Source organism: Vibrio sp. Vb1755 (assembly GCF_033338635.1).
GTDB lineage: Bacteria > Pseudomonadota > Gammaproteobacteria > Enterobacterales > Vibrionaceae > Vibrio > Vibrio alginolyticus.
In genome coordinates this window covers 88,364-100,873 of record NZ_JAWOTA010000014.1, presented here as the reverse complement: position 1 = coordinate 100,873, position 12,510 = coordinate 88,364, and the positions used below count along the sequence as shown (strand labels likewise).

The 12,510-nt window shown below is 45.2% G+C and carries 11 protein-coding genes; 7 read left to right on the top strand and 4 right to left on the bottom strand.

The window, feature by feature from the left end:
- Position 1 precedes the first annotated feature (1 nt).
- The 4 genes from R7E00_RS13930 to R7E00_RS13915 form a co-directional block, all read right to left on the bottom strand.
- Positions 2 to 748 (bottom strand): ATP-dependent zinc protease, encoded by a 747-nt coding sequence (locus R7E00_RS13930; RefSeq protein ID WP_005378391.1) that lies wholly within the window; start codon positions 746 to 748, stop codon positions 2 to 4.
- Between the two features lie 276 nt (positions 749 to 1,024).
- The gene (cmoB, locus tag R7E00_RS13925) at positions 1,025 to 1,996 is read right to left on the bottom strand and encodes a tRNA 5-methoxyuridine(34)/uridine 5-oxyacetic acid(34) synthase CmoB (RefSeq protein ID WP_017820038.1); all 972 of its coding nucleotides are present in this window, start codon (positions 1,994 to 1,996) and stop codon (positions 1,025 to 1,027) included.
- A gap of 81 nt (positions 1,997 to 2,077) precedes the next feature.
- Positions 2,078 to 2,815 (bottom strand): carboxy-S-adenosyl-L-methionine synthase CmoA, encoded by a 738-nt coding sequence (gene cmoA / locus R7E00_RS13920; protein WP_017635063.1) that lies wholly within the window; start codon positions 2,813 to 2,815, stop codon positions 2,078 to 2,080.
- A 93-nt stretch (positions 2,816 to 2,908) separates the two neighbouring features.
- Positions 2,909 to 3,775 carry a DUF72 domain-containing protein gene (locus R7E00_RS13915; protein WP_042522110.1) on the bottom strand — a complete coding sequence of 289 codons (867 nt, stop codon included), beginning with the start codon at positions 3,773 to 3,775 and terminating at the stop codon, positions 2,909 to 2,911.
- A 273-nt stretch (positions 3,776 to 4,048) separates the two neighbouring features.
- Here R7E00_RS13915 and aspS point away from each other — a divergent pair, with 273 nt between their 5' ends.
- The 7 genes from aspS (at position 4,049) to cydB (ending at position 12,502) form a co-directional block, all read left to right on the top strand.
- Positions 4,049 to 5,827 carry an aspartate--tRNA ligase gene (gene aspS, locus R7E00_RS13910; RefSeq protein WP_005378401.1) on the top strand — a complete coding sequence of 593 codons (1,779 nt, stop codon included), beginning with the start codon at positions 4,049 to 4,051 and terminating at the stop codon, positions 5,825 to 5,827.
- 142 nt (positions 5,828 to 5,969) lie between these two features.
- Positions 5,970 to 6,716 (top strand): YebC/PmpR family DNA-binding transcriptional regulator, encoded by a 747-nt coding sequence (locus R7E00_RS13905; protein ID WP_005378402.1) that lies wholly within the window; start codon positions 5,970 to 5,972, stop codon positions 6,714 to 6,716.
- Positions 6,717 to 6,808: 92 nt separating this feature from the next.
- Complete coding sequence (gene ruvC, locus R7E00_RS13900; protein ID WP_005387909.1) at positions 6,809 to 7,330, top strand: crossover junction endodeoxyribonuclease RuvC; 522 nt, start codon at positions 6,809 to 6,811, stop codon at positions 7,328 to 7,330.
- Between the two features lie 67 nt (positions 7,331 to 7,397).
- Positions 7,398 to 8,009, top strand: a complete 612-nt coding sequence (gene ruvA / locus R7E00_RS13895; RefSeq protein ID WP_017820041.1) for a Holliday junction branch migration protein RuvA — start codon at positions 7,398 to 7,400, stop codon at positions 8,007 to 8,009.
- 286 nt (positions 8,010 to 8,295) lie between these two features.
- Positions 8,296 to 9,300, top strand: a complete 1,005-nt coding sequence (ruvB, locus tag R7E00_RS13890; protein WP_005378312.1) for a Holliday junction branch migration DNA helicase RuvB — start codon at positions 8,296 to 8,298, stop codon at positions 9,298 to 9,300.
- A gap of 461 nt (positions 9,301 to 9,761) precedes the next feature.
- The gene (gene cydA, locus R7E00_RS13885; RefSeq protein ID WP_005378311.1) at positions 9,762 to 11,348 is read left to right on the top strand and encodes a cytochrome ubiquinol oxidase subunit I; all 1,587 of its coding nucleotides are present in this window, start codon (positions 9,762 to 9,764) and stop codon (positions 11,346 to 11,348) included.
- Between the two features lie 17 nt (positions 11,349 to 11,365).
- Positions 11,366 to 12,502: a cytochrome d ubiquinol oxidase subunit II gene (gene cydB, locus R7E00_RS13880; RefSeq protein WP_006742909.1), complete on the top strand. Its 1,137-nt coding sequence runs from the start codon at positions 11,366 to 11,368 to the stop codon at positions 12,500 to 12,502.
- Positions 12,503 to 12,510: the final 8 nt, after the last annotated feature.

Below are 12,510 nucleotides of genomic sequence, written 5' to 3'. Positions count from 1 at the left end.
ATTATTTTTTATCTTCGTCCGTTTGGATATAGGTACGACTTACATCGACAAGTGCTATGTCGCGCATAAATTCTCTACCCAGTAAAATAGGATGGTTCATATGTGAGCGATCTGCCAACGTAAATTGCGCTTTTTCATGAATTTTTCCAACGCGCACCCAAAGTTCTACCACAGCGCGGCGTTCTAACTCTTCACTGGTAACCTGGCGGATTTTGACGTAGCGAATGACAGGAGCTTCGATCCAAGTACTTTTCTCTTCTTCGGATTTACTGGTGTCTGCTAAGTGGAATCGGACCCATTTTTTACCATTTCTTTCGAACTCTTCAATATCAACGGCATTTAAAGACGACGTCGCGGCACCAGTGTCGATACGTGCATCAAAAGTTTGCTTAATCGACTCTACCGTGACCTTTTCGATAGAGCCAAGGACAATATCGTGAGTTGGGGTTGGTTCCACAGGAGCGGGAGATTGGACAATAATCGGCTCTTTCGGTTTTTTTACTTCTGCCATTGCTTCATCGCGAAATGTAAGAAGTTCAACCTGTAGTTTATCGACTTGTTCTTCAAGGCTGTCGATATAGTCCGATTGGTTGCTGAGCTGTAGCTCTAGGTTGGTAATGCGATTATTGACATTCGCTTCTGAATTTTGAATCGCCGCTAACGTTTCTTGGTGGTACTGTTCGCCTTTGGTTAGTGAGCATCCAGATAGTAAGGCGATGGCAACAATCGGGGTCAATCGTAATAACATTGAAAACCTTGGGATTGGATTAAGTTGTTTATTTTTTAGGAGTTTAGCTTATATCGATAAAGCCTCACAAGTAAGAATGTTTCTCTATTACTTATTGTTTGAGGAATAGTGATGAAAAGCCAAAAATCAAGGACATAAAAGCGCATCCTTATTTAGAGCGTGCTTATATTTTGACGTGACAAATGGATTCAAAAAACAAACTCGCTCATTACGAGGAAAGAGGGTAATGTCTTAACTCGTAAAATGAGTTAAGACAATGTCAGGAATCTCAGCGAATTATGATTTGCGAGCGACAAGAACCGCGCGGCGAGGGGCAGGGTAGCCTTCTACAGTCTTGCTTGGGTCGTTCGGATCTAAGTAGTCAGGTAGAGAGTTATGCGTCATCCAATCTGTGGTACGTTGTTCATCTACGGATGTGATGTTTTCATCAACGATACGAACATCTTCAAAACCGACCAATTCTAACCACACTTTTAGGGCTTTTGCTGAAGGGAAGAAATAGACATTACGCATTTGCGCGTAACGAGAAGTCGGGACCAGTACTGCATTCTCATCACCTTCAATAACGAGTGTTTCCAATACGAGTTCACCACCAGATACCAATTGATCTTTTAGTTGCACTAAATGATCGAGAGGCGAGCGGCGATGGTAAAGCACGCCCATGCTGAATACCGTATCGAACGCTTCTAACTTAGGTAGCTGTTCAATGCCCAATGGCAATAGGTGCGCACGTTGGTCATCGCCCATTAGTTTACGAATTGCTTCGAACTGAATTAGAAACAGGTGAGATGGATCGATACCGACAGTTAAGCGTGCACCTTCGCCTAGCATGCGCCACATGTGGTAGCCGTTACCACAACCTACATCGAGTACGCTGCGATTCTTTAATGGTGAAATATGCGGAAGCACGCGGTCCCATTTCCAATCACTGCGCCACTCAGTATCAATATGGATGCCGTGTACGTTGTATGGGCCTTTGCGCCAAGGATGGAATGTACGAAGTAAGCTTTCTAGCTTTTTAAGTTCCCCTTGAGGCATGGGCTCATTGTTTGAAATCGTGACAGAATCAACAATGTCGATGTTGTCCGGTCTACCCGCTGGGATTTTGTTCAGGGCTTTCAACCAGCGACCAAAGTCACCGTGCTCTGCATTTTGCCAATCCGTTAGCTGTTGCGGAAGCACATTAAGCCAAGGTTGAAGACGAGTGTCTTGGGCAATCAATTGGTAGAAATTTGCAAAGTTAAACATAGTTAGTTAATCGCTGAGTTGATGGGTATAAATTATTAACAAAAGCCGAAATCGGTATGGTTCAGGCTTTGTATGCATGGTCTATTTAATCGCGAACATGGAGCCGAAGTTAAAGCATTGGAACCAAACATCGTAGCTAGAAAAGCCAATTTTAGCGAAACGCTCTTTATGTTCTTTCTTTGAATCTGGGCGCATTACGTTTTCTATCGCGCTGCGCTTTTGGCTGATTTCTAGTTCGCTATAACCATTCGCACGTTTAAAGTCGTGGTGAAGGTCAATTAACAGTTCGTTCGAAACTTCATCTTCGAAGACGAACTTCTCCGATAGAATCAAAATGCCGCCTGGACGCAGGCCTGCGTAAATTTTCTCGAGCAAGGAGTAACGATCTTCTGGAGAGAGGAATTGCAAAGTGAAGTTCAACACCACCACTGACGCGTTTTCAATTTCGATATTGCGAATGTCTGCTTCTACTACATCCACAGGAGTGTCACTGCGGTAAGCGTTGACGTGAAGTTTACAACGCTCAACCATCGCAGGAGAGTTGTCCACTGCGATGATTTGGCAACCTTCTTGTTTGATATGGCGACGCATAGACAATGTTGCAGCACCCAAAGAACAGCCAAGGTCATAGATGTTTGAGTGAGGTTTTACAAAACGCTCTGCCAGCATACCGATTGCAGAAATGATATTGCTGTAACCCGGTACCGATCGTTGAATCATGTCAGGAAATACTTCCGCTACGCGTTCATCGAACGTGAAATCCCCAATTTTATCGATTGGAGCCGAAAAAATAGTATCTGGATTGCTCTTAGGGTTCATAACTAAGTCTCTGCATACAAGCCGCCTGAAAATGTCAGGCACCAAAAAAGGCGCGTATTTTATGGGAATTTCGCGCCTCTGTCATGTGTTGCGTTAGAACATCTGTAACTGCGAGTTGCCATCGTCAGCTGGGAAAGGTGATAACTCAGGGAGTGTGATACGCTTTTGTATGTCTTTATATAGGTTTGCGGCCAACTCTGGCGCAATTATATTGTCTGCGGTATGGATCATGACATATGGCTGTTTACCTTCGGCAATCCATTGTGGCAACTTGTTGAGCCATGGTTTAAAAAACTCGTAATTTTGCTGTTCTTCTGGATGACCAATAAAGCGAATCAAAGGGTGTGAAGCGGTAGCAATGGCGTGAACAGGGACTCGTGGTTTTTTCATTTGTGCATCAATAATCGCCTCATTGTCGGGCTTAGCGGCAAAGACTGGGCGGCTATCCATAATAATGCGGTCAATATTATTCTCTACTAACCATTGGTTAAGTGCTCGCTCTTCTTCGCCTTTGGAGAAAAATGCCATATGGCGAACCTCAACACCGAGAGGGAAGTTAGGTGGAAAGTTCGCACAGAACTTTTTCAGCCGATCAAGGTGCTCAGGACCAAATGCGGCTGGTAATTGAATTGTCCATTGGCCCACACGGTCATGCAAAGGCTCCATGACTTTCATGAAGTCTCTCAGTTGTTCGCTGCAACCTCTTAGCATTTGCTCATGAGTGATGGCTTTAGGAAGTTTGAAAGTAAAGCGAAAATCATCGTGGGTTGCGGCTCTCCAGTTTTGCACTGTATTGAGCGTCGGTGTGGCATAAAATGTCGTGTTGCCTTCCACGGTATGAAACACTTGCGCATACCTTTCTAAACGTTCAGCGGGCTTTGTCCCGCTGCCGTAAAAACTTTGTTGCCATTGATTGTGCGACCACATCGTCAATCCAAGTCGAAGAGGTAAGTTATCCATTATTCTTTACTGCTTGCTACTCGTGTGAATACTTTACGAGAGTTTTGCTGAAATAGGTAATTTCACGCTATAATCCTCCCCAATTTTTTCGCTTTGGTGCGCTTTTGAACATTTGTTGTACTAAAAAGCACCAGTGAATGATAAAACACACGTAATTGTATGTTGAGTAGTCGATTTTCGTGGACATTCAGCGTATAACTGAATCTTTACTCTGCTTAGCAATGAGGCTGACAGAGCGTAGTTAACAACATTTGAGAGATTGGGAATTTCATTATGCGTACCCATTACTGTGGTCACCTGAACAAGTCCCTTGCAGGACAAACTGTAGAACTTTGCGGCTGGGTTAACCGTCGTCGTGATTTAGGCGGTCTTATTTTTATTGATATGCGAGATCGCGAAGGTATCGTTCAGGTAGTTGTTGATCCAGATATGGCGGATGCGTATGAAGTGGCGAACACACTTCGTAATGAATTCTGTATCAAACTAACGGGTGAAGTGCGCGTTCGCCCAGAGAGCCAAGCAAACAAAGACATGGCAACAGGTGAAGTTGAGATCCTTGCGAAAGGTCTTGAAATCATCAACCGTTCTGATGTTCTGCCTCTAGACTTCAACCAAAAGAACTCTGAAGAGCAACGCCTGAAGTACCGTTACCTAGATCTACGTCGTCCTGAAATGAGCGACCGCATCAAGCTACGTGCTAAAGCGTCTAGCTTTGTTCGTCGCTTCCTAGATGACAACGGTTTCCTAGACATCGAAACACCAGTCCTAACAAAAGCGACTCCAGAAGGCGCTCGTGACTACCTAGTACCTAGCCGTGTTCACAAAGGCAGCTTCTACGCGCTTCCTCAGTCTCCACAGCTATTCAAACAGCTTCTAATGATGTCTGGTTTTGACCGTTACTACCAAATCGTTAAGTGTTTCCGTGATGAAGACTTGCGTGCTGACCGTCAACCAGAATTCACTCAGATCGATATCGAAACGTCATTCATGACGGCTGACCAAGTTCGTGCAACGACTGAGAAAATGGTTCGTGAAATGTGGCAAGAGCTACTAAACGTTGACCTAGGTGAATTCCCAGTAATGCCGTTCAGCGAAGCGATTCGTCGTTTCGGTTCGGACAAGCCAGACCTACGTAACCCACTGGAACTAGTAGACGTTGCTGACCTAGTGAAAGATGTTGAGTTCAAAGTATTCTCTGGCCCAGCAAACGACGAAAAAGGCCGTGTTGCCGTTATTCGCGTTCCAGGTGGTGCATCTTTGACTCGTAAGCAAATTGATGGCTACGGTGAATTCGTTGGCATCTACGGTGCGAAAGGTCTAGCTTGGATGAAGGTTAATGACCGTGCAGCGGGCATGGAAGGTATCCAATCTCCAGTCGCTAAATTCCTAAATGAAGACGTGATCAACGGCATTCTAGATCGTACTCAAGCGGAATCTGGTGACATTATCCTATTTGGCGCTGATAAAGCGGGTATCGTTGCAGAAGCAATGGGTGCGCTACGTCTGAAACTAGGTAAAGACCTAGAGTTAACGGATGAGTCTGCATGGGCTCCACTATGGGTTGTTGACTTCCCAATGTTCGAAGAAGATGACGAAGGCAACCTACACGCGATGCACCACCCATTCACATCGCCTCTAGGTGTGACTGCAGAAGAGCTAAAAGCAAACCCTGCTGCGGCAAATTCTAACGCTTACGATATGGTTCTAAATGGCTACGAAGTGGGCGGCGGCTCTGTTCGTATCCACAACGCAGATATGCAAGAAGCCGTATTTGATATTCTAGGCATCACACCTGAAGAGCAACAGCTTAAGTTCGGCTTCCTGCTTGATGCGCTGAAATTCGGTACGCCTCCACATGCTGGTCTTGCATTTGGTCTAGACCGTCTAGTAATGCTGCTATGTGGCACAGAGAACATCCGTGATGTTATCGCGTTCCCTAAAACAACAGCAGCGGCGTGTCTACTAACAGACGCACCAAGTATTGCGAACCCAGCAGCGCTAGAAGAGCTAGCTATCGCAGTAACTGCAGCGAAAGAAAAAGACGCAGAATAAGCGCACAACATTTGAAGAAAACTCCCGCAACTGCGGGAGTTTTTGTTTAAATAAACCCAAGAAACTTCCAAAGCAATTTCCCAAGCAACGCTTTTAGAACATGTTTTGTTATTAAGCGTCAAAATACATTAAAAGGTGAATTATGGCTGGTCATAGTAAATGGGCGAATATTCGTCACCGTAAAGCAGCGCAAGATGCGAAGCGCGGCAAAATCTTTACTAAATTAATCCGTGAAATCGTTGTTGCGGCAAAAGAGGGGGGCGGTGAGCCAGAAAATAACCCACGTTTGCGAGCAGCAATTGATAAAGCACTGTCTAACAACATGACACGTGACACTGTCAACCGCGCAGTCAGCCGAGGTGCTGGTGGTGAAGGCGACGACAACATGGAAACCGTGATCTATGAAGGTTATGGTCCAGGTGGTACGGCGGTCATGGTCGAATGTATGACGGATAACCGAAATCGTACGGTATCTGGCGTACGCCATGCATTCTCAAAGTCAGGCGGTAATCTGGGGACGGATGGTAGCGTCAACTATCTTTTCGACAAGAAAGGCGTGATTTCATATGGCCCAGGTTTAGATGAGGATGCGGTAATGGAAGTAGCATTAGAAAGTGGTGCTGATGACATTGAAACGGCAGAAGATGGCTCGATTGATGTCTACACGGCCCCTGGCGATTTTGGACTCGTAAAAGATGCTCTTGATGCCGCAGGGTTTGAGGCAGAGAACGCTGAGGTGTCGCTGATCCCATCAACGAAAGCAGATTTGGACGCGGATACTGCGCCAAAACTACTTCGTTTGATTGACGCTTTGGAAGATCTGGACGACGTTCAAGAGGTTTATCACAATGGTGATATCTCTGACGACGTTGCGGCTACGCTAGATTAAACTCAAGGTGTCGGGAGCGGTATTTGCTCCGAAGTTAGCAAGTAATAATAAAAAGACTGAGGCCGAATTAGGCCTCATTTTTAGGAACATTCATGTCAATTATTTTGGGCATTGACCCAGGTTCGCGCATTACCGGCTATGGGGTCATTCGTCAAAATGGACGCCACTTGCAATACCTTGGTAGTGGCTGCATTCGTACTTCAGAAAAAGAACTTCCGGGTCGGCTTAAACAGATTTATGCAGGCGTCACGGAAATCATTACCCAGTTTCAACCGGACGTTTTCGCGATCGAGCAAGTGTTTATGGCCAAAAACGCGGATTCAGCGCTAAAACTTGGCCAAGCTCGTGGCAGTGCAATTGTTGCTGCGGTGAATGCGGAGTTGCCGGTATTTGAATATGCGGCTCGTCTTATTAAGCAAGCTGTCGTCGGCACTGGTGGCGCGGACAAAGCGCAAGTTCAGCATATGGTTCAGCAGATGCTTAAATTGCCCGCCAAGCCTCAAGCGGATGCAGCCGATGCTTTAGGTGTGGCGATTTGTCATGCCAATACTAACAAGACTCTCGTTGCGTTAGCGGGCAAAGCAACCAGTGCCAGAAAAGGGCGCTACCGTTAAAATTAACTGGATGTCTATCCAGTTCTTTATTATCCTGTCGCAAATTCATTTCCAAAGAGTATTTATAGTGATTGGACGTCTTCGTGGCATACTGATTGAAAAGCAACCACCTGAAGTATTAATTGAAGTTAATGGCATTGGCTATGAAGTCCAGATGCCAATGAGCTGTTTTTACGAACTGCCAAATGTTGGCGAAGAAGCCATTATTTATACTCACTTTGTTGTCCGTGAAGATGCGCAATTGCTATACGGTTTCAACACGGTAAAAGAACGAGCACTTTTCCGTGAAGTGATCAAAGCCAATGGCGTTGGTCCTAAACTCGGTCTTGGTATTCTCTCTGGTATGACAGCAACGCAATTTGTTACTTGTGTGGAACATGAAGACGTTTCTACGCTGGTTAAGCTTCCAGGCGTTGGCAAGAAAACCGCAGAGCGATTGGTTGTTGAAATGAAAGACCGCTTGAAAGGGTGGGGCGCTGGCGATCTATTTACACCATTTACGGATGCTGCTCCTGCGGATTCTAGTGCGACATCCAACAACGCGGAAGAAGAAGCAATCAGCGCGCTTCTAGCTCTAGGTTACAAGCCGACTCAAGCGTCGAAAGTGGTATCTCAGATCGCTAAACCGGACATGAGCAGTGAGCAAATGATCCGTGAAGCTCTAAAATCAATGGTGTAACGCTGGTTGCACAGTGAACATTTGTTCAAGATAACTCATTCTCTAAGGTTAATGCCAATCGCTTAACGATGTTTTTTGTGTCATTCCAGCGAGCCTGGCGAGACTGGGAATCTAATAGCAGCACGCTGAGCGGTTAATGAAACAATTTGACCATAAATCGCTCGGATAGAAGATCCTGTATCACGCTCCTTCGTCGCTGTACAGGATGACGAGATATAGAAATATGCCACTTGCTGTTAAACGAGCGGCATTATTCTCTCAGGTAACCATTTTTCAAGGTAAAAAGATGATTGAAGCCGATCGTTTAATCGCGCCAGAAAACCCTGCCTTTCGTGATGAAGATGTCATTGATCGTGCTATTCGGCCAAAAAAATTAGCGGATTACCAAGGTCAGGACCATGTCCGTGACCAAATGGAGATCTTCATTAAAGCTGCTCAGTTACGTAGCGAAGCACTTGATCACCTTTTGATTTTTGGTCCCCCAGGTTTGGGTAAAACCACACTTGCGAATATCGTTGCCAATGAAATGGAAGTGAACATTCGCACTACTTCAGGCCCTGTACTTGAGAAAGCAGGCGATTTGGCCGCGCTGTTAACCAACCTTGAAGAAAACGATGTGTTGTTCATCGATGAGATTCACCGCTTGAGTCCGATGGTTGAAGAGGTGCTATATCCGGCGATGGAAGATTATCAACTGGATATTATGATCGGTGAAGGTCCGGCCGCTCGTTCTATTAAGATCGATTTACCACCATTTACGTTAATTGGTGCGACGACCCGAGCGGGCTCTTTAACGTCACCATTGCGCGACCGCTTTGGTATTACTCAGCGCCTTGAGTTTTATAAGATAAAAGACCTCCAAGATATCGTGCAGCGAAGCGCGGATTGTTTAGGTTTATCAATGGAACCTGAAGGTGCATTGGAAGTGGCAAGACGTGCGCGTGGCACACCACGTATTGCTAACCGTTTGCTACGTCGTGTTCGTGATTATGCGGAAGTAAAAGGCAATGGTCACATTTGTGCCGATGTTGCCGATAAGGCGTTGAATATGCTTGATGTGGACGCCGAAGGCTTCGATTACATGGACCGTAAGCTACTACTCGCGATTATGGAAAAATTTGGTGGTGGTCCGGTCGGGCTCGACAACATGGCAGCGGCGATAGGTGAAGAAAAGGACACTATTGAAGACGTTCTTGAACCTTATCTTATTCAGCAAGGTTATTTACAACGCACTCCGCGTGGAAGAATCGCGACAGATCGTGCGTATTTGCATTTCGGAATTGAAAAATAAGATTCCCTCGCTGGGCCGTTGTTGCCCAGCGCTTCATTAAAGTTGACCAAACTCACATTTTTTGAATTTTTTCTCATACTGGTTTAGTAAGTAAAAAGCATTGATTGTTAACTCGATGTTTGCTTGCAACTGGTTAATTTCTCTCCTGATTACTCTCTCTTAACATCCGTATCCAATACTGGTTGATCTAGATCAATGTGATGGATTTTTGTGCAAATTCCGCGCATAAACATTGATGTATATCAAAGCGCGTTACGGCTATAAACCTTTTGAAACAATCTGTTTTTACAAGTAATATTAGCCCCAGCTATATTAGCTGATGCTTAACAATTAACTAACCAATGAAGCACATTTTTGCAACAATGAGTTGTGATAATTCAACATTTTTCAAGTGTAAATAACACCTGAATATGGATTGCAATATGTAGAGAGTGTCATTCAGCCGACACATAGGAGTTACCATGATTGACGTAGTTGATCTATCGCGGTTGCAGTTTGCACTGACAGCGATGTATCACTTCCTATTCGTACCATTGACCCTTGGTATGGCCTTCCTTCTGGCCATTATGGAATCGATGTACGTAATGACGAACAAGCAAATCTATAAGGACATGACCAAGTTCTGGGGTAAGCTATTCGGTATTAACTTTGCACTTGGTGTGGCGACAGGCCTTACCATGGAGTTCCAGTTTGGTACGAACTGGTCTTATTACTCCCACTATGTAGGTGATATCTTCGGTGCACCGCTAGCGATCGAAGCACTTGTCGCATTCTTCCTGGAGTCAACTTTTGTTGGTCTATTCTTCTTCGGGTGGGATCGTCTATCTAAACGCCAACACTTAGCGGTTACCTGGCTTGTGGCACTAGGCTCTAACTTCTCTGCTCTTTGGATTCTTATCGCAAACGGCTGGATGCAAAACCCAGTAGGCGCAGATTTCAACTTCGAAACCATGCGAATGGAAATGGTGAGCTTCTCTGAGGTTGTACTAAACCCAGTTGCTCAGGTTAAGTTCGTGCATACGGTTGCTTCTGGTTACACTTGTGGCGCAATGTTTATTCTAGGCATCAGTTCATACTACCTATTAAAAGGTCGTGACATTGCGTTTGCTCGTCGTTCGTTTGCTATTGCTGCTTCTTTCGGTATTGCAGCTATCTTATCTACCATCGTTCTTGGTGACGAATCTGGCTACGAGCTTGGTGAAGTTCAAAAAGTGAAACTCGCTGCAATTGAAGCAGAGTGGCACACTGAACCTGCACCTGCCGCATTTACGTTATTTGGTGTTCCTAACCAGGAAACGATGCATACCGATTACGCAATTAAGATCCCTTACGTAATGGGTATTATCGCGACACGTTCTTTTGATGAGCAAGTAACAGGTCTTCGTGATTTACGTGATGAACACGTCGATCGTATTCGTGACGGCATGTACGCTTATGAACTTCTAGAGAAGCTTCGTGCGGGCGATAAGTCAGAAGAAAACATGACTGCGTTTGATGAAGTGAAAGGTGACCTAGGTTACGGTCTACTTCTAAAACGCTACACAGACAATGTTGTTGATGCAACAGAAGAGCAAATCCAAGCTGCTGCGGACGACTCAATCCCAACAGTATGGCCGCTATTCTGGTCATTCCGTATCATGGTTGCTTGTGGCTTCATCATGTTGTTTGTCTTTGGTGCGGCGTTTATCCAAACGTGTCGTCAGAAGATTGAGCAGAAACAATGGATTCTAAAAGCTGCACTATTTAGCATTCCACTACCTTGGATTGCAATTGAAGCGGGTTGGTTCGTCGCTGAGTACGGCCGTCAACCTTGGGCTGTAGGTGAAATTTTACCAGTACATGTTGCAGCTTCTGCACTAACTGCAGGTGAAATCTGGACTTCACTCTTCGCAATTCTGGCGCTATACACGGTATTCCTGATTGCAGAAGTTTACCTAATGTTGAAATTCGCTCGTAAAGGCCCAAGTAGCCTGAAAACGGGTCGCTACCACTTCGAGCAAAATGCTGACTCTGTTGAAGACAAAGTTAGTCGCCAAGTAGAAGCGTAAGGTAAGGAGATAACAAGATGTTTGATTACGAAATCTTGCGACTCATCTGGTGGGTACTAATCGGTGTTCTACTAGTTGGTTTTGCAGTAACAGACGGCTTCGATATGGGTGTAGGCGCGCTTGTACCTATCATCGGTAAAAACGACACGCAACGCCGTGTCATGATTAACTCAATTGCTCCTCACTGGGATGGTAACCAAGTTTGGCTTATCACTGCTGGTGGTGCACTGTTCGCAGCTTGGCCTTTGGTTTACGCAACGTCATTTTCAGGCTTCTACTTAGCGATGATTTTGACACTAGCAGCGCTATGGCTTCGTCCTCTGGGCCTAGACTACCGCTCTAAAATCGAAGATCCAAAATGGCGCAATACCTGGGATATCTGTATCTCAATCAGTGGTTTTGTTCCGCCAATCATCTTTGGTGTGGCGTTTGGTAACCTTCTACAAGGTGTACCATTCCAATTGAGTGAGTTCTTGATGCCAACATACCATGGCTCATTCTTTGGTCTACTAAATCCATTTGCACTGTTGTGTGGTCTAGTAAGCTTGTTCATGATTTTGATGCAAGGTTCTACTTGGCTACAAATGAAAACAACAGGCGAAGTGCATGTGCGTGCGCGCAACGTTGCTCAGTTGGCTGGTTTACTGACGGTTGCTGCGTTTGTAGCGGCTGGTTTCTGGATCCAAAATATCGATGGTTACGTCATTGTTGGCGGTATCGACACTAACGCTGCTTCTAACCCTCTAAACAAAGAGGTTATCCGTGAAGCTGGTGCGTGGATGAAGAACTTTGAAAACTACCCACTACTATGGGCTGCTCCTGTATTAGGTGTTGCAATGCCGCTTCTCGCTGTATTGGCATCTCGTCTTGAAAAATGTGCGATTTCGTTCATTACTTCAAGTTTGGGTGTTGCTGGTGTTATCTTTACTGCAGGTTTTGCGATGTTCCCATTCATCATGCCTTCAGACTTAATGCCAAGCCACAGCTTAACAATGTGGGATGCAACGTCATCTGAGCTGACTCTGAACCTGATGACAGGCGTTGCGTTTGTTATGGTGCCAATCATCCTTGGCTACACATCTTGGACTTACTACAAGATGTTTGGTCGCCTTGATGACCAGTACATTGAAGACAACAAAAACTCACTTTACTAAGGAGCATT